This is a genomic window from Methylorubrum rhodesianum (genome assembly GCF_014199985.1).
In the GTDB taxonomy this organism is placed as follows: domain Bacteria; phylum Pseudomonadota; class Alphaproteobacteria; order Rhizobiales; family Beijerinckiaceae; genus Methylobacterium; species Methylobacterium rhodesianum.
Window position 1 is genome coordinate 120,251 of the sequence record NZ_JACHOS010000016.1, and the last position, 26,939, is coordinate 147,189.

General features: G+C 72.6%; 18 protein-coding genes and 1 tRNA gene. 12 read left to right on the top strand and 7 right to left on the bottom strand.

What is annotated here, in order from left to right; all coding sequences use genetic code 11:
- The first annotated feature begins 132 nt into the window (after positions 1 to 132).
- Entirely contained in the window at positions 133 to 945 is an 813-nt protein-coding gene (locus HNR01_RS21305) for a universal stress protein (RefSeq protein ID WP_017487068.1), read from the top strand.
- Positions 945 to 1,271: a c-type cytochrome gene (locus tag HNR01_RS21310; protein WP_017487069.1), complete on the top strand. Its 327-nt coding sequence runs from the start codon at positions 945 to 947 to the stop codon at positions 1,269 to 1,271. The genes HNR01_RS21305 and HNR01_RS21310 overlap by 1 nt, the downstream gene beginning before the upstream one ends.
- A 6-nt stretch (positions 1,272 to 1,277) precedes the next feature.
- Here HNR01_RS21310 and HNR01_RS21315 read toward each other — a convergent pair whose 3' ends face one another.
- From HNR01_RS21315 to HNR01_RS21325, 3 genes are all read right to left on the bottom strand, one after another.
- Positions 1,278 to 2,030: a Crp/Fnr family transcriptional regulator gene (locus HNR01_RS21315; RefSeq protein ID WP_017487070.1), complete on the bottom strand. Its 753-nt coding sequence runs from the start codon at positions 2,028 to 2,030 to the stop codon at positions 1,278 to 1,280.
- Between the two features lie 449 nt (positions 2,031 to 2,479).
- Positions 2,480 to 4,105: an ATP-binding cassette domain-containing protein gene (locus tag HNR01_RS21320; protein ID WP_183669625.1), complete on the bottom strand. Its 1,626-nt coding sequence runs from the start codon at positions 4,103 to 4,105 to the stop codon at positions 2,480 to 2,482.
- Entirely contained in the window at positions 4,105 to 5,751 is a 1,647-nt protein-coding gene (locus HNR01_RS21325; protein ID WP_183669662.1) for an ATP-binding cassette domain-containing protein, read from the bottom strand. Before HNR01_RS21325 ends, HNR01_RS21320 begins: the two co-directional genes overlap by 1 nt.
- A 99-nt stretch (positions 5,752 to 5,850) precedes the next feature.
- On the opposite strand from HNR01_RS21325, the gene HNR01_RS21330 reads away from it, so the two are divergent.
- The 3 genes from HNR01_RS21330 to cydX all read left to right on the top strand — a co-directional run bounded on the left by HNR01_RS21330 (position 5,851) and on the right by cydX (position 8,870).
- On the top strand, positions 5,851 to 7,440 hold the full coding sequence (locus HNR01_RS21330) for a cytochrome ubiquinol oxidase subunit I (RefSeq protein ID WP_153876233.1): 1,590 nt from the start codon (positions 5,851 to 5,853) through the stop codon (positions 7,438 to 7,440).
- A gap of 77 nt (positions 7,441 to 7,517) precedes the next feature.
- The gene (gene cydB, locus HNR01_RS21335; RefSeq protein ID WP_183669627.1) at positions 7,518 to 8,672 is read left to right on the top strand and encodes a cytochrome d ubiquinol oxidase subunit II; all 1,155 of its coding nucleotides are present in this window, start codon (positions 7,518 to 7,520) and stop codon (positions 8,670 to 8,672) included.
- A 66-nt stretch (positions 8,673 to 8,738) separates the two neighbouring features.
- Positions 8,739 to 8,870 carry a cytochrome bd-I oxidase subunit CydX gene (gene cydX, locus HNR01_RS21340; protein ID WP_012453227.1) on the top strand — a complete coding sequence of 44 codons (132 nt, stop codon included), beginning with the start codon at positions 8,739 to 8,741 and terminating at the stop codon, positions 8,868 to 8,870.
- A gap of 24 nt (positions 8,871 to 8,894) precedes the next feature.
- Here the strand turns inward: cydX and HNR01_RS21345 are convergent, their stop codons facing one another.
- A complete protein-coding gene (locus tag HNR01_RS21345; RefSeq protein WP_153876231.1) occupies positions 8,895 to 9,647 on the bottom strand; it encodes a DeoR/GlpR family DNA-binding transcription regulator in 753 nt (250 codons plus the stop codon).
- A gap of 388 nt (positions 9,648 to 10,035) precedes the next feature.
- Positions 10,036 to 11,619 (bottom strand): amidase, encoded by a 1,584-nt coding sequence (locus HNR01_RS21350; protein WP_183669629.1) that lies wholly within the window; start codon positions 11,617 to 11,619, stop codon positions 10,036 to 10,038.
- Positions 11,620 to 12,062: 443 nt separating this feature from the next.
- On the opposite strand from HNR01_RS21350, the gene HNR01_RS21355 reads away from it, so the two are divergent.
- From HNR01_RS21355 to bcsN, 7 genes are all read left to right on the top strand, one after another.
- Entirely contained in the window at positions 12,063 to 14,492 is a 2,430-nt protein-coding gene (locus HNR01_RS21355; protein WP_183669631.1) for a response regulator, read from the top strand.
- A 185-nt stretch (positions 14,493 to 14,677) separates the two neighbouring features.
- A complete protein-coding gene (gene bcsS / locus HNR01_RS21360; RefSeq protein WP_183669633.1) occupies positions 14,678 to 15,490 on the top strand; it encodes a cellulose biosynthesis protein BcsS in 813 nt (270 codons plus the stop codon).
- 385 nt (positions 15,491 to 15,875) lie between these two features.
- The gene (gene bcsA / locus HNR01_RS21365) at positions 15,876 to 18,383 is read left to right on the top strand and encodes a UDP-forming cellulose synthase catalytic subunit (RefSeq protein WP_183669634.1); all 2,508 of its coding nucleotides are present in this window, start codon (positions 15,876 to 15,878) and stop codon (positions 18,381 to 18,383) included.
- A gap of 5 nt (positions 18,384 to 18,388) precedes the next feature.
- The gene (locus HNR01_RS21370) at positions 18,389 to 21,034 is read left to right on the top strand and encodes a cellulose biosynthesis cyclic di-GMP-binding regulatory protein BcsB (RefSeq protein ID WP_210313491.1); all 2,646 of its coding nucleotides are present in this window, start codon (positions 18,389 to 18,391) and stop codon (positions 21,032 to 21,034) included.
- Complete coding sequence (locus HNR01_RS21375) at positions 21,034 to 22,290, top strand: family 8 glycosyl hydrolase (RefSeq protein WP_183669638.1); 1,257 nt, start codon at positions 21,034 to 21,036, stop codon at positions 22,288 to 22,290. The genes HNR01_RS21370 and HNR01_RS21375 overlap by 1 nt, the downstream gene beginning before the upstream one ends.
- Positions 22,275 to 24,272 carry a hypothetical protein gene (locus tag HNR01_RS21380; RefSeq protein WP_043377566.1) on the top strand — a complete coding sequence of 666 codons (1,998 nt, stop codon included), beginning with the start codon at positions 22,275 to 22,277 and terminating at the stop codon, positions 24,270 to 24,272. Before HNR01_RS21375 ends, HNR01_RS21380 begins: the two co-directional genes overlap by 16 nt.
- Positions 24,269 to 25,333 carry a cellulose biosynthesis protein BcsN gene (gene bcsN / locus HNR01_RS21385; protein WP_183669640.1) on the top strand — a complete coding sequence of 355 codons (1,065 nt, stop codon included), beginning with the start codon at positions 24,269 to 24,271 and terminating at the stop codon, positions 25,331 to 25,333. The genes HNR01_RS21380 and bcsN overlap by 4 nt, the downstream gene beginning before the upstream one ends.
- 13 nt (positions 25,334 to 25,346) lie before the next feature.
- Here bcsN and chrA read toward each other — a convergent pair whose 3' ends face one another.
- Positions 25,347 to 26,597: a chromate efflux transporter gene (gene chrA / locus HNR01_RS21390; protein WP_210313493.1), complete on the bottom strand. Its 1,251-nt coding sequence runs from the start codon at positions 26,595 to 26,597 to the stop codon at positions 25,347 to 25,349.
- A 254-nt stretch (positions 26,598 to 26,851) separates the two neighbouring features.
- A tRNA-Met gene (locus HNR01_RS21395) sits at positions 26,852 to 26,928 on the bottom strand.
- Positions 26,929 to 26,939 lie beyond the last annotated feature (11 nt).

The window sequence follows — 26,939 nt, forward strand, 5'->3', positions numbered from 1 at the left end:
AACGGCCGCGGCGGGAAGCGCGCTCGCGGCGCGGAAGCCATCGACCGCCTTGCGCTGGATCAAGGCACCCGCGCCGGGCGGCCGGCAAGGATGCTGCCGTCGAGCGGCTGGGGAAGCCCCAGGGAGGCGAGAATGGCTTTTGCGAACATCCTGGTCTCGGTCGATCTCGACGGGGCCGCGCCCGACCGCATCCGGCTCGCCGCCGGCCTCGCGCAGCGCTTCGAGGCGACGCTCACCGGGGCGGCGGCCTGCAAGGTGCCGGCACCGGATTACGTACGCGACATCGGCGAGATCGACGACGCCGAGCCGCAATTCGAGGAGAAGGCCCGCGCCGCACTCGCTCGGGCACGGGAACTGTTCGACCGCTCCGTCGACCCGCCGCTGCGCCGCGACTGGCGCGAGGCCCTGGCCGGCCCGATCACCCATCTCGTCGAGCAGGCGCGGGCGGCCGACCTCCTCGTGGTGGGACGCCGCGGTCCCGAGGACGTCGCGCCCGGTGCCCTCGGCGTTCCGCCCGGCCCCGTCCTGATGGAGGCCGCCCGCCCGGTCCTCGTGCTCCCCCCGCGCATCGAGCGAGTCCGGGGTGCCCGGATCGTCGTGGCCTGGAAGGACGGCCGGGAAGCGCGCCGGGCCGTCTCGGCCGCCCTTCCCTTCATCCGAGAGGCGGATCAGGTCTTCGTCGTCAGCACCGGCGAGGGCGCGCGCTACGAGGGGGCGGAGGATGTCGCCGACCACCTCGCCCGCCACGGCGCCTCCGTGACGACGCACCTGCTGCGCACCGTCGTGAGCGACGCCGACGAACTCCTGCGCTTCGCCCTGAAGCAGGAGGCCGACCTGATCGTGATGGGCGCCTACGGCCATACCCGCCTGCGCGAGTGGCTGTTCGGCGGCGTCACCCACGAGATGCTGCGAACCAGCCCCCTCCCCTGCCTGATGTGTCACTGATGCGCGTTCCGACGGCCCTCCCGATCCTCGCCCTCCTGCTGGTCGCCCTGCCGGCCGCCGCCCAGGCTCTCGATGCCCGCGCCCAGCGCGGCGAGACCATCGCGCGGACGAACTGCGCCCGCTGTCACGCGATCGGCCGCATCGGCGCGAGCCCCCTGGCGGAAGCGCCTCCGTTCCGTGACCTGCACACCCGATACCCGGTCACGGATCTTGCCGAGGCGCTGGCCGAGGGCATCACCACCGGCCACCCGGCGATGCCGGAATTCCGGCTCGATCCCGACGAGGCCCAGGCCCTGATCGCCTACCTTCAGAGCCTGGAACGCTGAGGCATCTCAGCTTGCCGCCAGATGCTCGAGCCGCGCGGGATCCGTCAGGCGCACCCCGCCGGGCACGATCAGGATCGCCTTCTCCCGGTCGAGCCGGGTCAGCATCCGGCTCACCGTCTCGATGGTGAGGCCGAGATGGTCGGCGATGTCCTGCCGGCCCATCGGCAGCTCGACGGTGACGGATTCGTGCCCGATGCGGCCGTAGCGCGCGCGCAGGCCCAGCAGGAAGCTCGCCACCTTCTCCTCGGCGGTGCGCCGGCCGAGCAGCATCATGTGATCCTGTGCCAGCGTCAGCTCGTGGCCGGCCCGCTCGTAGAGGCGCTGCAGCAGGTGCGGGGTCTGCGCGACGAGACCGGCGAAGGCGCGCCGCTCGAACCGGCAGAGCATCGTCGGCGCCAGCGCCTCGGCGGTGACGGTGAAGCGCTCGGGCAGAGCGAGACCGAGGAAGTCACCGACCAGGGCAAAGCCCATCACCTGCCGCCGCCCGTCCGGCAGGAGCCGCGACAGGCGCAAACTCCCCTCGGTGACGTTGTAGACGGCGCCCGCCCGGTCGTCCTGCTGGAACAGGGCCTGGCGCGGATCGAGATGGACCTGCTGGCTCAGCGCCTCCAGTCCGGCGAGTTCCTCGCGCGTGAGCGCCGCGCAGACGCTGACGAGGCGGACCTTGCAAGCGGCGCAGCCGCCTTCCGCCCGGTCATGGGCGCAGGCATGCCCGGCTGAAGCCGTTCCGACACCGGCGCTCTCGGCAGAGTCTTGCATCGGAGACCTCCCGTCCGCAACGCGCTCAGACCGATCAATAGCCTGGGCCTGCGCCGCTTGTGAAGTCGAAACCGGAGCGTACCGGATCGCGCCGATGATGATGGACGATCAGGCCGCCGCGTTACGACGACGGGTGCCGGGTCTTTCTGCCGGACAGCCATTTCCGTGTTCGCGTTGCTATCCTGACATCTTCACCGATCTTGGTCGCATCGAATGACTCGGAAGATCACCGCCGGGCCCGCGTCTGCGGCCCCATCCAAGGCTTCATCGCGACGGCCGGCAACGGCCCTATCGGCCCAGAAGGCTCCATTTCGGCAGGCGCCTTGCTCGACGCGCCGCCCGGTTCGGATGCCGGCTCGCGCGGGTGGCCGTCACGGGGCTGCGCCGAGACCCGACGCGCGAGCGGCTTGCCCGAACAGGATGGCGGGCGCGATCCGGCGGGAGATCCCTCACTCCAGCCCGAGCGCGATCCGGCGTCCGGGCAGCCCGAGATCGGGGCGGTGGCTCGTCAGCACGACGACGCGCTCGCGCCAGCGGGCGAGCAGACGCCCGAGGATGCGCGCCGCCTGATCGTCGCCGAGATGCTCGGCCGGCTCGTCGAGCAGGATGACGGGGGCCGGGCTCAAGAGCGCGCGGGCGAGCGTGAGGCGCTGGGCCTCGCCGAGCGAGAGGCCGCCCTCGGCGATCCAGGCATCGAGCCCGCCGCCCGCGCGGATGCGGGCATCGAGTTCGACCGCCTCGAGCGCCTCCCAGAGCTGCGCGTCGGTTGCGCCCGGCGCGAACAGGTTCTCGCGCACGGTGTCGGACAGGATCGCGGCATCGTGCAGGCCGAGATGCGTCAGCGCCCGCCGCTCGGCCGCCGGGCGGAGCAGGCCGCCGAGGCGGACCGCCTCTCCGGGCCGCTCGCTGTTCCAGCCGGCGAGCGCCTTCAGCAGGGTGGTCTTGCCGCAGCCGCTCGCGCCGACGAGGGTCAGCGGCGTGCCGGGCACGACCGCGAGATCAGGCACCGGGCCGAGATCGCGCCCGTCCGGCGTCCGCAGCCGCAGACCGTGCAGGGTCAGGGCGCCGGGGGCCGGACCGGACCGGGGGCTCGGCTCGGCGCCGGCGCCATCCTCGAGGTCGAGGGAGGGGCGGGCGAGGCGGGCGCGGACGGAACCGAGCAGCGCCCGCGGCAGGGACAGGACCGGCTCGGCCAGCGCGAGCCAGGCGAAGGCCAGGAAGGCGGCGGGCAGGAGCGCGGTGCCGCGGGCGCCCGCGCTCCAGGCACCGAGCAGCACGGCCAGGGCGATGGCCGGGCCGGCAAGCGCCAGCACAGCCTCGAACCGGGCGAGCGTCCGCCGTCCGCAGGCCGCCTCGCGCTCCGCATCGCGCAGCGGGTCGAGGGCGATCCGCACGGCCGCGCCGCGGCGCCCCTCGGCGTCGAGGGGCACGGCGCCCGTCAGCGCGCTTCCGAGATCGGCGGCGGCGGCGCGGCGCGCGTGGCGGATCCACGTCTCGGTCGTCCTGAGCCGCCGGATCGTGCTCCGGGCGAAGAGGGCTCCGGCGAGGGCGAGTACGGCGACGGCGGGGAGCGCGAGCGGCGCGATGTAGGCCGTGAGCAGCGTGAGTCCGATGAGCGCCGCGCCGGTCGTCGCGGCGGGGAAGCCGACGCGCAGCCGGGCGTAATCGACGTCAGCCACGTCGTCGATGAAGTCGGCGAGCCGCTCCGGGCGTCCGAGCTGCCAGCCGCTGCCGCGGCTCTCCGGCGCCCGCGCCAGGGCCGCGAACAGGCCGGCGCGGCGGCGGACCTGATCGGTCAGCGCCGCGCGGTGGCCGGCCATGCGCTCGCCGTAGCGCGCACCGGTGCGCAGCAGCGCGAACAGGCGCACCAGGGCGGCGGGGTGGTGGAAGTTGAAGGCGAAGGCCGCCGGTCCGGCACCGGCCAGGGCGACCGCCGCCAGGAAGCTGACGGCGGTGCCGGCGAGGGCCAGATTCGCGGCCAGCGCCAGCGCCGCCAGGGCGAAGGCGAGGCGCCAAGCCCGGGTGGTTTCGGCCTGGGGCGAGCCGGCGGGATTGAGGTCGGAGCGGGTGCGCATCACGCGGCCTGCCTCTCGGAACGGGTGGCGCCGAGGGCGATGCGCCGGTCGGCCATCGCCACCAGGGCGGGATCGTGGGTCGCGACCACGATGAGGCGGGTGCGGGCGGCCCAGGCCAGGGCGTGGCGCACCCGGGCGGCGTTCGCGGGATCGAGCTTGGCGGTGGGCTCGTCGCAGAAGGCGATGCACGGCCGCAGCAGCAGGCGCGCGACGGCGACGCGGACCCGCTGACCGCCGGAGAGGTTTTCGGCGCCCGCCCGCACGGGGGCGTCGAGGCCGCCGGGCCAGTGCGGATCATCGCTCAGGCCGAGGGTCGCGGCGGCGGCCGCCACGGCCTCCGGCGTCGCAGGCGCGCCGTCCGCGATCGCCGCGCCGAGCGTGCCGGCCGGGATCGGCGTGTCGAGGGAGACCCAGGTCGCCGGCAGACCCTGTCCGGGCCGGCGGACGGCGCCGGCGAGCGGTGCCTCAACGCCGGCCAGAACCCGCAGCAGCGTCGACTTGCCGGCCCCGCTCGGCCCGGTCAGCGCGACGAGGCCGGTCTCCGGCAGATCGAAATCGGCGACGGGGCCGGCATGGGGCAGGACGAGGCCGCGGGCGCCCGGCGCCGCCGGAACCACGCCGCGTTCCGGTGTCTCCCGCGCCGCGTCCTCCGCGAAGGCCCAGGCGAGCGCCTCGGCGGCGGCCTCGCCCTCCGCCTTGGCGTGGTAGAGTTCGGCGTAGCGACGGAACGGCAGGAAATATTCGGGGGCGAGCAGCAGGATCAGCAGGCTCTGCCACAGCGCCAGATGCGCAAAACCCGGCACCTCGGCGAGGCCGAGATGGCCGAGCCCGAGGAACACCGCCAGGATCGCGATGGCGAGCGAGGCGAAGAAGTCGAGCACGCCCGCGTTCAGAAAGGCCACCGCCAGCACGCCCATGGTTCCGTCGGCGTAGGCCTTGAGCCGCCGGTCGAGCTTGGCCGTCTCGCGCGGCAGGCCGTGGGCGGCCAGAATCGTCGGCAGCGCCCGCACACGGTCGGCAAACTGAGTCGCGAGCCGTCCGAGCGCCGCCTCCTGCGCCGCGGCCCGATCACGGATCATGCCGCCGACGAGGGCGAAGAACACGATCATCACCGGTGTGGCGAGGAGCAGCGCCAGGGCCGCCTGCCAGGACACCAGGGCGACCGCACCCGCGGTCAGCACCGGCCCGAGTCCCATCATCCGCCGCGCGGCGGCGTGGCCGACGACGAGCCGGGCAAGCGCGCCGGGATGCCGTTGCAGGCCGGCGATCACCGCGCCGCGCGGCAGGTCGGCGGCGGCGCGGGCCGGCATGCCCGCGAGCCGCGCCTCGGCGGCATCGAGCAGCGCGGCGGCGACCTCCGCCTCCAGGGCGGCGCTGCGCGCCTCGATCAGGCTCCCGAGCCCGGCGCCCGCGAGCAGGCAGGCCCCGGCGAGGCCGAGCGCGATCCCGTCGAGCCCTCCCGTCTCGATCAGCGCGCCCGCGAGCCGCGCCAGCGCCACGGCGAGCCCGAGCGTCGCGGCGCAACGGAGCGCCTGGAGGACGTGCAGACGCGACAGGCCGGCCCGCGCCGCCCCGCGGGCGAGGGTGAGCGCCGCGGGCGCGAGGGTGGCGCGGCGGGATCGGGCGCGGGGGGATCGTCGGGTCATGCCGCCTTGTGCGGCGGGGGCGGCGAGCGCGGCCTTGATCTGCGTCAAGGATCGCCAAGCGCGGCGGCGCGAGAGGCAGCGTCGGACAAGGAGCCTCCCATGACCGATCCGCTGCTCGTCGATCTGTCGCGCCTGCAATTCGCGCTGACGGCGATGTACCACTTCCTGTTCGTGCCGCTGACGCTCGGACTCTCGATTCTCGTCGCCATGATGGAGACGGTCTACGTCATGACGCGCCGCAAGATCTGGCGCGACATGACCAAGTTCTGGGGCCTCCTGTTCGGAATCAACTTCGCGCTGGGGGTCGCCACCGGCCTGACCATGGAGTTCCAGTTCGGCATGAACTGGGCCTACTACTCGCACTATGTCGGCGACGTGTTCGGGGCCCCGCTCGCCATCGAGGGCCTGATGGCCTTCTTCCTGGAGGCGACCTTCGTCGGGCTGTTCTTCTTCGGCTGGGACAAGCTTTCGGCGCTCGCCCACTGCATCGTCACGTGGCTGATGGCGCTCGGCACCAATTTCTCCGCGCTCTGGATCCTGATCGCCAACGGCTGGATGCAGAACCCGGTCGGCTCCCTGTTCAACCCCGACACGATGCGCATGGAGGTGACCGACTTCGCCGCCGTGATCCTCAATCCGGTGGCGCAGGCGAAGTTCGTCCACACGGTCTCGGCCGGCTATGTCTGCGGTGCGGTGTTCGTGCTCGGCGTCTCCGCCTTCTACATCCTGCGCGGGCGGCATCTCGAACTCGCCAAGCGCTCGTTCGCCATCGCGGCGGCCTTCGGGCTGGCCTCGGCGCTCAGCGTCGTCGTGCTCGGCGACGAGAGCGGCTACGCCGTCACCGACCACCAGAAGATGAAGCTCGCCGCCATGGAGGCGATGTGGCACACGGAGCCCGCGCCCGCCGCCTTCACGGCGATCGGCGTCCCGGATCTGGAGAGCCGCACCACCCGCTACGCGCTCCACATCCCCTACGCGATGGGCCTGATCGGCACCCGCTCGCTGACGACCGAGATCCCCGGCATCACCGAACTGGTCGCGCACGCCAAGGACCGCATCCGCAACGGGCTCGTCGCCTACGCCGCGCTGGAGCGGATCAAGGCCGACCGCACGGATGAGGCGGCCCGCGCCGAGTTCGCCCGGACGCAAGCTGATCTCGGCTACGCGCAGCTCCTCAAACCGCTGATCGGCGATCCACGGACGGCGACCGACGCGGATATCGACCGGGCGGCGTGGTCCACCGTGCCGCACGTGCCCTCACTGTTCTTCACCTTCCGGGCGATGGTGGCGTGCGGCTTCCTGCTGATCGCCCTGTTCGGGGCGGCGCTCTGGTACACCGCCCGCGAGGCCGAGGCGCCGCGCTGGCTGTTCCGGGCCGCGCTCTTCGCCCTGCCGCTGCCCTGGATCGCGATCGAGTTCGGCTGGTTCGTCGCCGAGTTCGGCCGCCAGCCCTGGATCATCGAGGGCGTTCTGCCGACCGCGCTCGCGACCTCCGAACTCGGCATTCCCTCGCTCATCACCACCATCGTCGGTTTCACCCTGGTCTACGGCGTGCTCGCGGTGATCGAGGTGCAGCTGATGCTGCGCGCCATCGCCAAGGGGCCGGAGACCCTGGCCGAGGATCCCGCCGCGCTCTTTCCCGGCGCCGGCACGAACCGGAACGAGGCCGGCCTCGTCGCCGCCGAGTAGCCCTTCCTCCCTTCGCTCCCTGCCGGCGCCGACGGAGACCGCCGTCGCGCCGGCCCCTCCCCCGAGGAGTTCCCTCCATGCTCGCCCTTCTCTCGGATTACGAAACGCTCCGCCTCGTCTGGTGGGTGCTGCTCGGCGTGCTGCTGATCGGCTTCGCCCTCACCGACGGCTTCGATCTCGGCGTCGGCGCCCTCTTGCCCTTCGTCGGCCGCACCGATGTCGAGCGGCGGGTGGCGATCCACACCGTCTCCGCCACCTGGGAGGGCAACCAGGTCTGGCTGGTGCTCGGCGGCGGCGCGATCTTCGCCGCGTGGCCGGCGCTCTACGCGCTGAGCTTCTCCGGCTTCTACCTCGCCATGTTCCTCGTGCTGTTCGCCCTCATCCTGCGGCCCGTCGCCTTCAAGTACCGCTCCAAGCGGGAGGGCGCGGCGTGGCGCTCCCGCTGGGATTGGGCCCTGTTCGTCGGCGGCGCGGTGCCGGCGCTGATCTTCGGCGTCGCCGTCGGCAACGTGCTCCAGGGCGTGCCCTTCCACTTCACGGGCGACCTTCGCCCGATCTACGGCGGCGGCCTCCTCGGGCTGCTCAACCCGCTGGCTCTGCTGTGCGGCGGCGTCTCCCTGGCGATGCTGGTGGCGCACGGTGCGGCCTGGCTCGCCTTCAAGGCGGAGGGGCCGGTCGCCGAGCGCGCCCGCGCCATCGGGCTCAAGGCGGCGCTCGTCACCGCCGCCCTGTTCGCCCTCGGCGGCCTCCTGGTCTGGGCCGGCGCCTTCGGCGGCTACCGGGTGGTGAGCCCGCTCCCCGGCGACGGCCCGTCCAACCCGCTGGCCAAGGCGGTCGTGGCGGATGCGGGCGCGTGGCTCGCCAATTTCCGGGCCCATCCCATGCTCGCCCTGGTGCCGCTCGCCGGCATCGCCGGCCCGTTGCTGGCGGCGCTCGGCTTCCGCGCCCGGCACGAGGGGCTGACCTTCCTGGCCTCCAGCCTCGGCATCGCCTGCATCATCGCCACCGTCGGCCTGTCGATGTTCCCGGTCATCCTGCCGTCCAGCACGCATCCGGGCCACGCGCTCACCGTGTTCGACGCCTCCTCCAGCCGGGCGACCCTGCGCAACATGCTGATCGCGACGGTGATCTTCCTGCCGATCATCCTCGCCTACACCGCCTGGGTCTACCGGGTGCTGTGGGGCAAGGTCTCGGACCGCGACATCACCGCCCCCGGCTCGGCCGCCTACTGACGGATCCGGCCCCGGCGGTGCCGGGGCCTGCCTTGCTCCCCCCACCTCGCATCAGGAGTCGCGACGATGTGGTACTTCGCCTGGATCCTCGGTCTCGGACTGGCCGCCGCGGTCGGCGTGCTCAACGCCCTCTGGTACGAACTGCGCGCCGTGCGCGAGACGCCGCCCGAGGTCACGCCGACGCTGCCGACGCCGTGAGGCGCTCTGATCGGACCGGCGCTCTCAGCCGCAGATGAGATCGATGTCGTGCTGCCTGAAGCGGTCGGCGAAGGGCTCGGGCGGCGGGCGGTCGGTCACCACGGTGAGCGGCGCGGCGAGGTCGAAGGTCTGGAGGTTGGCCTGACGCCCGAACTTGCGGGAATCGGCGAGCAGCACCGCCCGCCGGGTCTGGCCCCGCAGCGCCCGGCGCAGGACCGATTCGTGCTCCTCGTAATCCATCCAGCCCTGGGCGAGGTCGCAGGCGGCGATGCCCATGATGGCGAGGTCGAAGAAGTGGCGCCGGGCGTAGTCCACGGTGTCGTAGCCGACGAGCGCGTTGTCGTTCGGCCGCAGGCGGCCCGGCGTCAGGTTCACCCGCGCCGGGCTGTCGGCCAGCAACAGCGCGAGGTCGATGGAATTCGTCGTCACCGTGAGCTTGCGGGTGGTGAGGCGCCGGGCCAGCGCCAGCGTCGTGGTGCCGGTGTCGATGAAGATCGACATCCCATCCTCCACCAGACCCTCGACCAAGGCGGCGACGCGCCCCTTCTCGCGGCTGTTGAGCCCGCTGCGCTCGGTGAGGGGGCGCTCCTGATCGAGGCGCGGCAGCACCGCACCGCCGTGGATGCGCCGCAGCAGGCCGCGCTCCTCCAGCATCTTCAGGTCGCGCCGGATCGTCTCGTCGGAGACCGCCAGGGTGGCGGCGATGCTGGTGACGCCGACGCGCCCCGTCTGCGCGAGCTGCGAGAGGATTTCCTCGTGGCGATGATCGGTCAGCATCCCGGCCCTGTCCCCCGTTGAAGTGAGGATAGCGCCGCGGACACGGACCGGTCGCGCACAATTTCAACACATGCACAGGGTGCAGGGACCACAGCGTGCAAGTCCGCGCAGCAAGATCACGGGACAAGATCACAAGACAGGCCCGTCCGGCCCCGCGGGAGCCGGACGGGCCTGCTGCCCACCTCAAAGCCTCGCAACGCTTCCGATCGACTCCTTCGGTGCCGCGACCTGTCATCCCGGGGCCGCGGAGCGGAACCCGGGATCCATCCGCGATGCGCGGCTCAACGTGGCATCACGGGTGGATTCCGGGCTCGCGTATCAGCGACCCGGAATGACGGTGGGGCTGGGCCGAACCGATCACCCGGACACCGAATCAGGCGCCGAGGAATCAGGCGTCGAGGGCCGGAGCGCGGCGGTGATGCGTCGCCTGCTCGTAGGCGTAGGCACAGGCGAGGAGGTCGCCCTCGCTCCACATCCGGCCGACGAAGATCAGGTTGAACGGCGAGCCGGAGGCGTAGGCGCCCGCCGGCAGCGTCACCCCCGGCAGGCCGGCGATGTTGATCTCGCAGACCGTGGTCTCCAAGAGCGTACCGGGCCCGTGCAGCGGCGGCAGCTCGGCCCGCATCTGCGGGAAGACCAGGGCGTCGAGCCCCTGCTCCGCCATCACCCGGTCGAACAGCGCGAGATAGGCCTCGCGGGCGGCGAGGAAGTCGGAGAGGTCGGGCGGACTCGCCGGGTCGGCGAGGCAGGCGGCGAGCTGGCGCAGGTTGGTGATCGGATGCAGCACGCCGCCCGGCGCGAAGGCATCCTCGGCCTTGGTGGCCTCGGCAAAGGCGGCGAAGCTGCGGATCGCCACGTCCGGCCCCATCCGCTCCAGGTAGAGCTGGAGGTCGTAGGGCGCCGATTCGAAGCCGCGGGCGTCGAAATAGACGAGGCCCGGCGTCGGCTCGGCGATGGCGGCGAAGCCCGTGCCGGCGAAAGGGTCGGCGACGAGCGTGGCGCCGGCGGCCTCGAGTTCCCTCTGCGCACGGGCGTAGAGGGCGGACGCCTCCTCCGAGAGCGGCAGGTCGCGCCAGCCGGGCCCGTAGAGGCCGAGGCGCTTGCCCGCCAGCGCGCCGGGTTCGAGGCCGGCGGCATAGCCTCCGGCTGGGCGCTTGCCGATCCCGGCCACGGTTTTGGGGTCGGCGGCGGTGTAGCCGGCGAGCGCGTCGAGGGTGAGCGCGGCGTCGCGCACGCAGCGGGCGATCGGCCCGACCACGTCGCGGGTGCTGCCGGCCAGCGGCATCACACCGGCATTCGGCACGAGGCCGAAGCTCGGCTTGATGCCGACCAGCCCCTGCGCCGAGGCCGGGTTCTGGATCGAGCCGCCGGTCTCCTCGGCCAGCCCCAGCACGGCGAGGCTCGCGGCCACCGCCGTGGCGGTGCCGGCGCTGGAGCCGCCGGGAATGCGATCGGGCGCGGCCGGGTTGAGGGTGGGGCCGGCCCAGGAATCGTTGGCGTGGCTGCCGGTATGGCTCAGCACCGGCACGTTGGTCTTGCCGAGGATGACGCAGCCGGCCTCGCGCATCCGCGCCGTCACCGGCGCGTCGGTCGCCGGGATCAGGTCGACGCCGCCGGCCTCGGCGCAGAGGAAGTGCCAGCCGCCGGTGCTCGGCAGGCCGGCCATGTCCATCGTGTCCTTGATGACGACGGGCACCCCCGCGAGCGGCCCCAATTCCTCGCCCGCCGCGCGGCGGGCATCGATGGCGCGGGCATCGTCGAGTGCCTGCGGATTCATCACGATGAGCGCCTTGTAGCGCGGGTTGTAGGTCTCGATCCGCGACAGGAAGGCCTGTGCCAGCGCCTCGGCGGTGACGCTGCCCTCGGCAAAGGCGCGCTGGCAGTCCTCGACCGTCATCTCGATCAGCTGCGCCGCCAGCGCATCCTCGGCCATCTCGGGGGTGACGGCGACGGAAAGGGCCATTGCATTCATCTCGATCTCGCGCTCCGCATCCTTGAGGACGGCGAGACCGGTCCCATCCCGTTGGAACCGCTCACGGGAGTCGTCCGCGCGGGGGCTTGCGCGGGAACTCGGGTGCTCGCCGTCGCCGGTCCTCGCGGCCGGCGGGGGGCATCTGGCAAGGCTCATGCCACAAAAGCCACAAATCCCTCGCGGCCGAGGCCACCCGGAATCGCGTCCGATTCGAATCGCGGACTGTCGGCCGGGCGGATCCGATCGTCCGACGCGGCGACGGCTCCGAGTGCGGTCCGTCCTGATCTTCGTCTTGATCGCCGTTCCGGCCTGCTCCGGGGCGGCCATCTGCGGAATGCCACCAGCGTTAACCGGCCCTTAAGCGTTGAGCGCCCTCCCCTATAGGGCAGGCATGCCAATCCCGGCCCCCTGCGGCCGGCCGGCTGGGCCGGCGGAGCCCCCGTATGCTGGATTCCGTCCGGATCTCGCTCAAGGTGCTGAACGCGGTCCAGCTCGCCCTGATCGCGGCGGCGGCGCTCGGACTCGCCTGGATCGGAGCCGCGATCGTCGGGGCAGGCCCGGCCGTGGACGGGGCGCAAAGGGCCGCCCTGACGGGTGCGCGGGCCTTCGCGGAAGCGGTCGATGCGGAGCTTCACGGCAGCGTCGCGCAGGCGCGGACCCTCGCGCTGCTGCTGCGCCCCGGCGACCCGGCGCTGGGCGAGGCCGACCGCGCCGCCCTGCTGCGCGACTGGCTCACCCTCAACCCGCGCTACGGGGATGCCGCCCTGATCGGTGCGGACGGGAGCGTGCGCGCCGCCGCCGATCCGCGCCGAACCGGCGGCAGCGTGGCCCGGCAGCCCTGGTTCGCCCGGGCGCGCAACGCCGAGATCGTCATCGCCACCAACGACGGCGACGAGACGGCCCCCTTCGACGTCATCCTGTCCCTCGGAATGCCCGGCCGCTCCGACCGGATCCAGCTTCGCGCCGGCCCCGCCTATCTCGAGATCGGCCCGCGCCTGCGCCAGGCGCTCGACCTGCCCGATACGGTCGTCTTCACGGTGCGCGGCGCCGAAGGGCGGGTGCTCGCAGGCACCGCATCCGCGCCCTGGGGCGAGCACCGCTCGGCCTCGGTGCCCGTCCAGGGCGGGCGCGAACTCGGCAGCCCCGGCTGGGTGGTGACCGCCTTCGCGCCTCCGGCCGCAGCGGCGGGCATGCTCCCGGACGGACGCGTCCTGGCGCTGGCCCTCGCCGTGGTGGGCGCGGCCGCCGCGCTCGGCTACGCCGTGGGCGGGCATGCCTCGCAGCCGCTGCAGCGTCTCGCCGCGGGCGAGGCCGGACCGGACGAGGCGGGCTCGTCGCCGGTGCGCGAGATCGCGGCGCTGAGCGAGGCGGTGGCCGGCCGCTCCCGGAGCCGCGACGCGGCGCTGGCGCTGGCGGGAACCGGCCTCGACCGGATCAAGGGCCGGCTCCAGACCTTCGAGGCGATGTCCGGTTGGACCTGCTGGGAGATCGATCCGGAGACGCGCCGGGTCGTCTGGTCGGACGCCGACAGCACCGGGACGGCGGCGTCCGACCACGCCGCCGACCTGTCCGACCTCGCCGCGTGGTTCGAGCCGGAGGATCGCGCGCTCCTCGACCTCACCCTCGACGCCGCGCGCCGGGCGGACGGGCCGCACGACGTGGTCCTGCGCGCCCGCGCTGAAGGGAGCGATTCCGTTCCCGAGGCAGAGCGGCGGGTGCTGGTGCGCTTCCTGCGTGAGGCCGGCGACGGCCGCCGCATCCATGCCCTGAGCCGGGCGATCGGGGATGACGGCGCGGAGACGCCCGCCGGCCTGAACGAGCGGCGGCGCAACACCGTCCTGCGCCGCGTGACCGACGGCATCGTTCACGATTTCAACGACGTGCTGACGGTCATCCTCGCCAATCTCGGCACCCTGCGCCGCCGCCACGGCCTGAACCCCGAGCCGGCACGCCTCGTCGATGCCGCCCTCGCGGGAGCCGGGCGCGGGGCGGCGCTGACCCGGCGGATGCTCAGCCTCGTGCGCGGCGAGGACGGGACGATTGCCGAATGCGACGTCGGCCGCAGCGTCGAGGCCGCCCTCGCCTTCATGGGGGCCAACGTGCTGCGCGACGTGCCGGTCATCAACCGCGTTCCCGGCGACCTGCCGAAGGTGCTGTGCGCCGAGCGCATCCTCGAACTCGTCCTGCTCAACCTCGCCTTCCATTTCCGCGATCACAGGCTTCGCGGCTTCGCGATCGGCGCCGCCGAGCACGAGGGCGAGGCGGAGCCCGGTCACGCCCGGCCGGCGGGACCCTGCGTGCGTCTCCTCATCGCCAGCGGGCAGCACGAACCCGGCCGGCAGGCACCGTCCGCCCCGCGCCCCGAATCCCTGGAGACGGTGGCCCGGCTCCTCGCCGAGATCGAGGCCGGCTGGCACCTCGTCGCGGACGGGACCGGCGAGGAGGCCTTCCTCGCCGAGATCTGGCTCAGGGCCGCCGGGCGGCGGACGGAGGAGCCGGCTCTGTGGCAGCCCGCCCTGCGCGTCCTCCTCGTGGAGAGCGACAGCCTGGTCCGGGCGAGCGTGGCCGAGGCGCTGACCGATCTCGGCCACGAGGTGGTTCAGGCGGCCTCGGGCGAGCACGCGCTGGCCCTCCTGTGCGAGAGCGCGGCCTACGATGCCATGGTGGCCGACCAGTCGATGCCGGTGATGACCGGCCTCCAGCTCGCCGCGACGGTGGTCGAGCGCTATCCCGACATCCGCATCATCCTGGCGAGCCCCCACGGGCACCTTCCGGCGGCGGCGCGGCGATTCCTGCAGCTCGAAAAGCCCTTCCGCCCGGACGATCTCGCGGCGGTGCTGAGCGCGGCGGCGCCGCAGATGCGAGCGGCGTAGGACCGGTCTGTCGGCCCCGCCCCATCGCGGCCGTCTTGCCCAGAGCGCCGTTGCCCAGAGCGCCCTTGCCCAGAGCGCCATTGCCCGTGAGCGCCGAGCCCTGCGTTTTTCCGATTTCCGAGAGGCTCCTGTTAACCGTGAGGCCCGATAAATCGGTGCGTAGCGTGTGCGTATCCGAGGATCGAATGGCTGTGGTTTCTCGCAACCATCAACGGACTCCCGGGACTCTCTGTGTTCTGGCCTGCGGCCTCACGGCCGCGTTCGCCTCTCCGGCCCGTGCCGCCGACCTGCCGGCCGCGGCGCCCGCGGCGAGCGGCGTGGACTGGTACACCGGCGCGCAGACGCAGGCGGTGGACGACAGCTGGGCGGTGGCCGTCGATGGCTCGACCAGCATCACCTCCAACTCCTCGGCCTTCGGCTCCGTCACCGTGACGACCGCGCTGGGCACCCCTCCGACGGTGAGCGGGGCGCGCGTGCGCGTCGAGGGCGTGGCCGGCACCTACTCCTATCCCGGGCAGGCCGTCGGCGCCCGGGTCACCGGCTACCAGCAGGAGGGCTCGCTGCTCGCGGGCTACGAGTGGATCTGGCGGGACGCGGCGCTCGCCGGCTACATCGGCTTCAACGTCCGCAGCAACCAGCTCTCGATCCCCGACCCCGGCAACCCGGTCGTGGGCACCGGCGTCGGCCTGAAGGTCGCCGGCAACTTCTACGCGACGCCGACCGACCGGACCATGGTCTCGGCCTACGGCTCCTACTCGACCAAGTTCAATGCCTACTATTCCCGCTTCCGGGTCGGCTACATGGTCGCCGACGGGGTCTATATCGGCCCGGAGGCGCTGTTTCTCGGCGACGACTTCTTCCGCCAGTACCGCGTCGGCGCCCACCTCTCGGGGCTGAGCTTCGGCCCCGTCCAGATGTCGCTCGCGGCCGGCTACGTGCGGGACCGGGTGCAGGGTACGGGCTACTATTCGAGCATCGAGGCGCGGGCGAATTTCTAGGGCGCTCGGCCGCCCGGCGGAGGCCGGCCCGATGGGAACGGCACGGCCGCAAAGGCCGGGAGCCGCATCCGCCCCGTCCGGTCGCGAGCGCCGCACGCCGTGCCGGCCGCCGGCCTCGTCCCGCGGACAATCCGTCGCCTTGCCGCGTCGACGCGCGGCAAAGTACTTGCCTGTCAGACGAGGTCTGACTTTCGCACCAGGAAGACATTCCTTGATATTGCGTTCTATAGCCGCGAAAGTCCTTTCGCCGGTTCGGATATTTTTCTACGGGTGACGCGACGCCTCCCAGCACAAAATCAACCCTGTTGGCAGAGTTGGGCGGCGAACGCATGAACGCATCCGGAAATCGTCGTATTTCCATGGTGGACCGGTCCACGACGCAGGGGTGGCGAGTGTGATACGTGCGCTGCGGTGGCTGGCGTGGATGGGAACGACGGTCGCCGGCCTCGTCCTGCTGAGCCAGCCGGTCGGGACTCAGAACCAGCTCGCCATGAGTCTCGCCGCCATGGCGGCGATGATCCTGCTATGGCTGTTCCTCGACGGACCGCGCACCCGCTTCGTGTTTCTGGCGCTCGGGAGCCTCGTGGTGCTCCGCTACATCCTGTGGCGGGTCACCGATACGCTGCCCTCCCCCGGCGATCCGGTCAGCTTCGGCTTCGGCCTGCTGCTGCTGCTCGGCGAGCTCTACTGCGTCTTCATCCTGTTCGTCAGCCTGATCATCAACGCCGACCCGCTCAAGCGGCGGCCGCCGCCGGCGGCGAGCGCGGCCGAACTGCCCACCGTCGACGTGTTCGTGCCGAGCTACAACGAGGACGCCGCCATCCTGGCGATGACGCTGGCGGCCGCGCGCCAGATGAACTACCCGCCCGACAAGCTCACCGTCTGGCTGCTCGACGACGGCGGGTCGGACCAGAAATGCGCCGATCCGAACCCGGAAAAGGCCAAGGCCGCCCGCGAGCGGCGGCGCGAATTGACCGCGCTCGCCGAGGCGCTCGGCTGCCGCTACCTCACCCGCGCCCGCAACGAGCACGCCAAGGCGGGCAACCTGAACAACGGGCTCGCCTTCGCCACCGGCGAGATCGTCGTCGTGCTCGACGCCGACCACGTGCCGTTCCGCTCCTTCCTGAGCGAGACCGTCGGCTACTTCGCCGAGGATCCGAAGCTGTTCCTCGTCCAGACCCCGCACGCCTTCCTCAATCCCGACCCGATTGAGCGGAATTTGAAGACGTTCGACCGGATGCCGTCGGAGAACGAGATGTTCTACGCGGTGACCCAGCGCGGGCTCGACAAGTGGAACGGCTCGTTCTTCTGCGGCTCCGCCGCCCTCCTGCGCCGCACGGCGCTCGACGAGGCCGGGGGGTTTTCCGGCATCACCATCACCGAGGATTGCGAGACTGCCTTCGAGCTGCATTCCCGCGGCTGGACCAGCGCCTACGTCGACAAGCCCCTGATCGCCGGCCTCCAGCCTGAGACGCTCTCGGCCTTCATCGGCCAGCGCTCGCGCTGGTGCCAGGGCATGTTCCAGATCCTGCTCCTGAAGAACCCTGTGCTGCAGAAGGGGCTCAAGCCGATCCAGAAGATCGCCTACCTCTCGAGCATGACGTTCTGGTTCTTCCCCGTGCCGCGGCTGATCTTCATGTTCGCGCCGCTGCTGCACATCTTCTTCGACCTGAAGATTTTCGTTGCCAGCGTCGACGAGTCGATCGCCTACACGGCGACCTACATCGTCATCAACCTGATGATGCAGAACTACGTCTACGGCAAATTCCGCTGGCCCTTCGTTTCGGAACTCTACGAATTCGTTCAGGGCCTGTACCTGTCGAAGGCGATCGTCTCGGTGATCTGGTCACCGCGAAAACCCACCTTCAACGTCACCGACAAGGGCATCAGCCTCGACCACAACCATCTCTCGTCGGCCTCGCTCCCCTTCTTCGCCGTCTACGGGCTGCTCGCGGTGGGCTGTGCGGTGGCGGCGTGGCGCTACCTGTTCGAGCCGGGCGTGACCAACCTGATGCTGGTGGTCGGCCTGTGGAACCTGTTCAACCTGCTCACCGCGGGCGCGGCGCTCGGCGTCTGCGCCGAGCGCCGCCAACTCGAGCGGACGCCCTCTCTCGCCATCAGCCGGCGCGGCCAGATCACGCTGGGCGGCCGGGCCATCGACGTGTCGATCGAGCGCGTCTCCGCCGAGGCCTGCACGGTGCGCCTGCCCGCCGCCCTGCTGCCGGCCGGAATCGGGCACCGTACGATGACGGGCGCGCTCACCGTCGTCCCGATGCCCGGCGCGCGCGCGGCCGGAGCCTTGCCGGTGACCCTGGAGGGGATCGATCGCGCCAAGGACGAGGCCTTCGCCCGCCTGAGCTTCGGCCGTCTGCGTCCGCAGGATTACGTGGCGCTCGCCGGCCTGATGTACGGCGACGCGGAGGCGATGCACCGCTTCCAGATGCGCCGCCGCCGGCACAAGGACATCCTCACCGGCACGCTGCAATTCATCTGGTGGGGATTCTCCGAGCCGGTGCGCGCCCTGCGCTACGCGCTTGCCGCCGACGCGCGCCCGGCCGTCGCCCCGGTGATCGACGGCACTTCGCCGATCTACGACGCGCCGGAACAGGCTCCGACCGGGGCGAACCTGCCCGAGCCGCTGCTTCCATCCTCGGCGCAGGCGCTCGCGCCCCGGGCCGCCGCGCCGGCTGAGAGGGAGCCCGTGCCGGCCGGGGCGCCGGGTTCCGCCCAGGCTGCGGTCCACGCCTCACACCAAGTCCCGAACCAGGCCCCGAGCCAAGCCCCGAACCAAGCCCCCTCCCGCGCCTCGAACGACTGGGTGCGGATGATGCTCGACTACGAGAACGAGCGCGCACTCGGCGGGCGGTCCGGCCGTGAAGCGGGCACGGCGTGACGGGGATGGCGATGCGGCTCCCCCCACGAAGCGTCTCCGGAGCGTGGCACCGGATCGCCCGTGCGCCCGCCCTCGCGCTCGCCTGCGCGGTCGCGGTGGGTTTAGCGGGCTCGGGCGCCCGCGCGCAGAGCTTCCTCGGGACCGGTCCGGCCGAACGCCTGACGGTGCCCCCGGTCGGCGATGCCCTGCGCAAGCCGAACCCGTCGCCGTCCCAATCCCCGGCGCAACCGTCGGCGGCGCCGGGCCGTCCGCCCGCGGAGGCGCCGGACGCCACCCGCCGCAGTCAGGTGCAGGCGACGATCGCCCCGGCCCGGCGCCTGCCCGCGGGCACGCGTGGCTTCCGCCTCTCCGGCGAGGAGGACGTGCTGCAATACCCTGTCTACCTCACCGAGGGGCAGGTCCGGGGCGGGGCACGGCTGCGCGTCTCCTACCTCTCGGCGATCTCGGTGGCGCCGGAGGGCTCGGAACTCACCGGCCTCGTGAACGGCACCAAGGTCGGCTGGACCCGCATCCAGGCGCCCGGCGCCGTCAAGGTCGTGGAATTCGCGATCCCCGACGGCGTCCTCAAGGCCGGCTACAACGCGGTCACCCTCACCGCGAGCCAGCGCCACCGCGTCGATTGCGCGATCGACGCGACCTACGAGCTGTGGACCCAGATCGATCCCTCCCGATCCGGGCTCGTGGTCGCGCCGGCGGCCGATCTCGACCTGAAATCGCTGGCCGCCCTGGAGCCCGACGAGAGCGGGGCGCTGCCCATGGGCGTGCTCCTCAACGAGAAGCCGACCCTGCCGCGCCTGGAGCGGATGATCGGTGCCGTGCAGGCCGTGGCCGTCGTGAGCCGGCTCGCCCGGCCCGCGGTGAGCTTCGGGCCGCCGCTGTCCGGCCGCAGCGGCGTCAACCTCCTCGTGGGGACCGCCGCCGAGATCCGCGGCACCGACGGCGTCGAGGATCTCGGACCGATCACCGGGCCGCGGCTCGCGCTGCTGCCGCCGCGGGGCAACCGCGCCCCGACGCTCGCCGTGACCGGACCCGGCCCGGAGGACGTGCGGGCGGCGATCGCCCAGCTCGCCGCAGCCGGCGATTCCGGCGGAAGCGGGCCCGGCGCCGCGCTCGCGCCCCTGATCCGGGGCTACGAGGTGGAGGGCGGCGAGCGGCTCGAACTGGCGCGTCTCGGCGTCACGAGCCGTGAGTTCAACGGGCGCCTGCTGCGCACCCGGATCGAGCTGCGCTTTCCCGCCGATTTCGTGCCGGCGGATTACGGCAAGGTGATGCTGCACCTGGCCGGCGGCTACGCCGCCGGGCTCGATTCGAGCGCCCAGATCGTCGTCGACATCAACGGCCGCAACGCCGCCAGCGTGCCGCTGCCCTATTCCCGCGGCGAGGTGTTCGACGATCAGGCCATCCCGCTCCCCTTGAGCCTGTGGCGGCCGGGCCTGAACAGCGTCGAGATCAGCGCGCAGCTGCCGAACGCCTCCGACAAGGTCTGCGACACCCTCTCGCCGACGGCGCGGCAGCCGCGCTTCCTCTTCCTCGACCGCACCCGCCTCGAGATCCCGGCGCTCGCGCGCGCCGTGCGCACCCCCGACCTCGCGGCGGTCAAGGCGGGCGCGGTCCCCTTCGCCGTGCCGGCTTCCGCCTCGGGCGGGCGTCCGCGCCTCGTGCTGCCCGTCGCCGACCGCGAGACGGCGGATGCCGCCGCGACGCTCGCCGCCCGGCTCGCCATCGCGGCCAAGCGCGTGATCGACTTTGAATTCGTGCCCGATGCCGGCGGCACGGAAGGCGGCGCCAAGCTCGTGGTGGCGCCCGCCCGCGCCCTTAACCCGGTGACGATCCAAGAGGTCGGTCTCGACCCCGACGAGATCCGCCGCATCTGGCAGGGGCGGGCCGAGACGGTGGCGACGCCGGGCCAGTTCGGCCCCGAGGGCGTGCTGACCCTCGACCGGCTGCGGCGCAACCTGCCGATGCGCTGCGCCCTGCCGCCCGCCGCGGTGCCGGTCAGCGTCGCGGCCGCCCCCGCGGCGGCCCCGTCCGCGCCGGCCGCCGCCCCGGCCGCCGCCCTTGCCCCGGCGACCGCATCGCGACCCCCGCCGCGCTCGGCGAGCCCGGAAACCGACGAGGAGCTCGTGGCCCGCTGGGACCAGACCCTGTCGGGCGCGGCCTTCGTCCCCACGGTCCTGCGGGAGGGCTGGACCCGGCTCGCGAATTGGGCGCTGCGGCTGCGCAGCGGCGTGACGGCCTTGATCGAGGCGCCGGCCTCGGGGGACCTGCCGGTCAATCCCCGCGCCTCTCTGATCATCGCCGAGGACAGCGGCGGAACCCGGCTCGGCGACACCACGGTGCTCGTCACCGCCCCGAACCCGTCGATGCTCAAGGCCTCCGTATCCTGCCTCGTCGATCCGGTGGTCTGGACCCGCCTCGTCGGGCGTGCCGCCTTTCTGGACGCGTCCGACGGCACCCTCACCACGGTCCAGCCGGATCGCGTCGCGCTGATCGAGACCCGCACGTGGTCGCTCGCGAACTTCCGGCTGGTCTCGGCGGCGTGGCTCTCCCTGAACCCCGGCTACTACGTCGGCATGACCCTGTTCATGGCCCTATGCCTCGGCCTCGCCACCACGGGCCTCGTGCGTCAGCTCGGCCGGAGGAACTCGTGATGCGGCCCGCCCCCGCACTGTCCCACGCCCGTGCCTGTCTCGGTGCCGTCCTGCGCCTCGCCGGGTGGACCCTCGCGCTGGCAGCGGCCGGGCCAGCCTCAGCCCAGCAGACCCCCCAACAGCCCGCACAGCCGCCGTCCCCCGCGCCGACGACGCAGCCGGCCCTTCAGCAGACGGAGGCCACCACGGTGCCCCCCGCCACGGCCCTGCCGAGCCCGCCGCGTCCCGAGACGCCGGCGCGCAGCGATGCCGGCCCGGCCCTCGCCAACACCTTGGGCGACGACGCGGCCTGGCGCGCCTACCGGGGGCGGTTCGTCACCGAGCAGGGCCGGATCGTCGACACCGCCAACGGTATGATCAGCCACAGCGAGGGCCAGGGCTACGGCATGCTGATCGCGGTCGCGGCCGGCGACCGGGCCGCCTTCGAGCGGATCTGGGGCTGGACCCGCGCCAACCTGATGGTGCGCTCCGACGAGTTGCTGGCGTGGCGCTGGGCGCCCGACCACCGCCCGGCGGTGGCCGACATGAACAACGCCACCGATGGCGACATCCTGGTCGCCTGGGCGCTCACCGAGGCGGCGGAGGCCTGGGGCGAACCCTCCTATCGCACCGCCGCGCGCCGCATCGCCGTCGAGTTCGGCCGCAAGACGATCCTGTTCAAGGACCCGCACGGGCCGGTCCTGCTGCCGGCGGTCTCCGGCTTCTCGGCCAGCGAGCGCGCCGACGGCCCTCTGATCAACCTGTCCTACTGGGTCTTCCCCGCCTTCCAGCGGCTGGCGATCGTCGCCCCCGAATACGACTGGGCCTCTCTGATCCGCAGCGGCCTCGACTTCCTGCGCCAGTCCCGGTTCGGGCCGAGCAGCCTGCCGACCGAGTGGATCTCGGCCAAGGAGGCGCTGCGCCCCGCCGACGGCTTTCCGCCGCTGTTCTCCTACAACGCAATCCGCGTGCCGCTCTATCTCGCCTGGGCCGGGGTCGGGCGGCCGGAGGATTACGCGCCGTTCAAGGCGCTGTGGGGCGGGATCGACCGGGAGCGCCTGCCGATCGTCGACACCCGCGACGGGCGGCCGGTCGAGTGGCTGAGCGAGGTGGGCTACACGGCGATCCCCGCGCTCACCGCCTGCGCCGCCGACGGCACGCCGTTTCCCGAACCTTTAAGAACGGTGCAGGACAATCAGAACTACTATCCGACGACCCTCCACCTCCTCGCGCTGATCGCGGCCCGGATGCGGTATCCGTCATGCGTGAAATCCTGACGTCTCCCGCGGCGGTCCTCGCCGCCCTCGCCCTGCTCGCGGGCCCGGCGCCCGCGCTCGCCCAGCCCGTGCTCGCCCAGGGCGGCGCGCAGCCGGGATCCGAGACCGCTCCGCGCGTCATCTACGGCGACGGCGCCCGCGCGCCGGCGATCCTGGTCGATCCCGAGACCGGCGGCACGCCCGGCATGGTCGACGAGAGCGCGCTGCGCTACTACGCCTCGCAGAAGCAGACCGCACGGATGAAGGCCGAGATCGCGCGGCTGAAGCGGCTCTATCCGGGCTGGACCGAACCGGCCGACCTCGACACCCTGCAGCCCAGCCCGCCCGAGGAGGCGCCGCTGTGGGATCTCTTCACCGCCGGGCGCTTCCAGGACCTGCGCGCGGCGATCGCCACGCGCCGCTCCCTGGAGCCGAACTGGCAGCCCTCGGAGGAACTCGCGCGCAAGCTCCGCCGGGCGGAATTCCGCAACAGCATCAAGGCCGCTGCGGAGAGGAACGCCTCGGGCAAGAACGCCGAGGAGGTGGGCGCGCTCTACCGCGGCGATCCCGGCGCCCTCGACCCGACCGACCTCGAGAGCCTCTGGCTCATCGCCGACGCGCTGGCCGTCACCGGGGCGTCCGAGGATGCCTTCGACCTCTACAAGTCCGTCCTGGACGGCAGTGCCGATGCGGGCGCACGGCTCGCCACCATCCAGAAGGCGATGAGCCATCTCAAGATGGATCAGGCCGAGCGGCTGATCGCCATGGGGCGGTCGGCCCAGGACGGCGTCTCGGAATTCGACGCGATCCGCCTCGACATCACCCGCGCCCGCATCGCCGCCTTCCTGCACGACGAGCCGGCCCAGACGCCGACGCTGGCCGACCTCACCGCCTTCCAGGCCTATGCCCGCAAGAGCGGCGACCCGAGCCAGACCGGCCTGCTCGGCTGGTACGCCTACAAGCGGCGCCAGTTCCGCGAGGCGCTGGAATGGTTCAAGCTTGCCATCGGCCGCGGCGGCGATGCCATGGTCGCCCACGGCCTCGCCCACACCCTGCGCGAGCTGAACATGCTGCGCGAGGCGGAGGAGGTGGCCTATGCTTGGCGCGACCGCTTCGTCGGCAACGAGTTGCTGTTCATCGACGTGCTCGAACGCAAGCTGACGCTGGCCAATCCGCCCTTCATCGAACCGGCCCGGATCGAGCGCTACGCCAAGGTCGTGATCGCCTCCGCCTCCGGCGAGGGCGCCCAGGGGCTGGCATGGTACGCCTACAATTCCTGCCAGTTCGACACGGCGCTCGAATGGTTTCAACGCGCCGTCGCCTGGATGCCGAGCGAGACCACGGTGTTCGGCTACGCGCTCACGCTGCAGCGGCTGAAGCGCCAGCGTCCTTATCTCGAGGTCGTGAACCGCTACGACGGCCTGTTTCCGAAGGTCGTCGACCTGCTGTTCCGCGAAGATCCGGGCGGTCCGCCGCTGCCCTGCCTAGGCCCGCAGCCGCCACCGGCCCGGCCGGCCGCGCAGGCGAGGAGCGAGCCGAAGCCCGAGGCCCCCTCTTACGGCCGTGTGCCCCGGCCGGACGCGGCCAATGTCGGCTCCCAGACCGGCACCATGCCCGCGGCGGTGCAGCGCAACGAGTTTCCACTGAGCGTGCCCGTCGACAACCCGCTGCGCTACCCGCCGGGCTCGCTGCAGCGGGCGCTCTCCGAACCGGCCGCCCCCGGCACCTATGCCCGCGAGCCGGTGACCGCACGCCCGCCCCTGGTGGCGCGGCGGGTGAACGGGGCGGGCGCGATGCCCTATGAGCGCTACGGCTTCGCCCTGCTGCCGGGCTATAACGGTCTCGACAAGCCGGAGGGGCTTTCTCCGCCGCCGTCCGGCACCCTCTGGCAGGACCAGCAGGGCGAGCGCGGCCGGTCCGCGACGAGCCCGGAGAGCGACCGCTTCTCCGTCCCCTCCCGCCTCTCCTCCGGCACCGGGCCGAACGCGAAGGGCTTTCCGTGAGATCGCGTTTCCTCCGACCTCTCGCGGCGCTCCCGATCCTGCTCCTCGCCGAGGCCGCCTTGCCCCACTTCGGCTTGACGCAGTCCGCCTTCACGCAGTCTGCCTTGGCCCAGGCCGCGCCGGTCCTGCGCCTGCCTGGGGCCGGGGCGGTCGCCGGCGTGGTCGAGACGCGCCTGCGCGACGGGTTCGATCAGCGCATCCGCTTCGAGGGCGGCGACGGCCGCAACCATGCCGAGGTGGCCCTGCGCAATGAGACCGGCGACCTCCTGCTCGCCTTCCCGCCGCGGCTGGCCAAGCCGAGCCAGTTCGGCATCGAGGGCGAGATCGCCGTCCGCTTCCCGGGCCAGCCCCTTCGCGTGGTCGCGCCGCGGCGCAACGGCTACGGCCCCTTCGGCCTCGCGCTCGGCAGCGACTGCCTCTACGCGTGGCAATGGTTCGAGCGGGCGAGCACGGCCCAGCGCGTCGCGAGTCGCGGCGGACTGTTCGATGGCTCGGTGGCGCCGACCGCGGGCCGGCGCGCCCTGTCCCTGAGGATCCGGCTGTGCCGCACGGCGCAGGCCAGCCTCGACGATCTCGTGGCCGCGGTCGAACGGATGACGATCAGCCTTCCCGGCGAACCCGGCGCCCGGCCGGCACCGGCCCGGCCGCGTCCCCCGACCGTCCGACGCGAAAAGCCCGCTCCGGCGAAGCGGCAGACCGCCCGGCCCGCGCCCAGCGAGCCGCCCGCCGAGGCGGCACCGAGGCCGGCCCCGATCCCTCCGGCCCAACCGCAGGCCGCGCCGACGCTGCGGCCACCGCCGCCAACGCCGTCCGACAACGCTGGCCGCCGCTATCTCGCCCCCACCACGCCGCAGGGCGCAGCCCCTCCGACCGAACCCTCGGTCGCGAACCCGCCTCCGGGGGGAGCGCAGCGCTACATCACCGATGTGCCCAAACCGGCCGAAGGGACCGGCGGCGGCCTGATGCCGAGTCCGGCTCCGGGCCGCGCGACCGGCGAGAGCCTGTCGCGCGATCTGCCGGCGGAGGCCTACCGGCCCGCCCCGCACCGCGATCGGCCCTGAGCGGAGACCGCTCTCAACCCGGAGCGAGGACGAGACCGCCCAGGGCCGTCAGCACGACGACGCTCCAGGGCGGCGCCCTCCAGACGGTCAGTAGAACGAAGGCGACCGCGGCGAGGGCAAAGTCGCGCGGCGTGCCGACTGCGCCGGTCCAGACCGGATCGTAGAGGGCCGCAGCCAGGATACCGACCACGGCGGCGTTGGTCCCGCGCATGGCGGCCCGCGCCGCCGGTCGTGCCCGGACGGCATCCCAGAACGGCAGCGTTCCGTAGACGAGCAGGAGACCCGGCAGGAAGATCGCGACCAGCGCCAGAGCGGCTCCGACCGGGCCGTTCGGTCCCGGCTCCGCCACGGCACCAAGATAGGCGGCCACCGTGAAGAGCGGTCCCGGAACGGCCTGGGCCGCACCGTAGCCGGCCAGGAACGCGTCCGGCGACACCCAGCCGGGTTCGACCACCGCCGAGCGCAGCAGCGGCAGGACGACGTGGCCGCCGCCGAAGACGAAGGCACCGGAACGGAAGAAGGCGTCCGACACTGCCAGGGCGTGCGAGCCGAGCCCCTGTGCGAGGACGGGCAGTCCGATCAACAGGAGCAGGAAGAGAGCGCCCGCGACGCCGCCGGCCCGGCGCGAGATCGGAACGGCGCGCGGGCCGCCGCCCGGCCCGTCATCCGAGCGGCACAGAACGAGCCCCGCGACGGCGCCGAGGGCGATCGCCAGGATCTGGCTGAACGCCGTGGGGGCAAAGACGGTGAGGAGGAGCGCGCCGAGGGCGAGCGAGGCCCTTGGACGATCGGGCGTGAGCGAGCGGGCCATGCCCCAGACCGCCTGTGCCACTACCGCCACCGCGACGAGCTTGAGCCCGTGGATCAGTCCTTCGGCGACCGGGCCGGAGAGCGCGCTCGCACCGTAGGCAAAGGTCACCAGCAGAAGCGCGGAGGGAAGCGTGAAGGCCGTCCAGGCCGCGAGACCGCCGAGGAGGCCTCCGCCCCGCAGGATTCCCAGGGCGAAGCCGACCTGGCTCGAGGCAGGTCCCGGCAGGAATTGGCAGAGGGCGACGAGGTCGGCATAGCCCGCCTCGTCGATCCAGCGGCGACGCGTCACCAGGGTGTGCCGGAAATAGCCGAGATGGGCGATCGGACCGCCGAAGGAGGTCAGGCCGAGCTTGAGGAAGACGAGGAACACCTCGCCGACGCGCCCCGGCCCGCCTCTTGGGACGGCGGCGAACCGCTCATCCTCCGTCGCCGACGCAGGAGGGGCGGCGCTCATCGTGACGTTTCCCCGAACATTCATGCCGCCTCACGCAGAGGCCCAGGCGCTCGGATGCGGCCTGTGCAACCTTCATCCTATAGCGCCGGCCGCCGGCACGGCCCAGGCACGCCCTGGAGCTCCCTCCCCTCTTTGGGCCGGGGGCCCGATCCATGGGCGGCGGGCGGCTCTGGTGGTGCGGCCGGGAACGTCAAAAGGCCCGCGCGGCGCGAGCCGGCGGGCTGTCGTGTTCCGTGGTAGGTGATGTGTGATGTTGGTTGCGGGGGCTGGATTTGAACCAGCGACCTTCAGGTTATGAGCCTGACGAGCTACCGGGCTGCTCCACCCCGCGCCGAAGCGCTG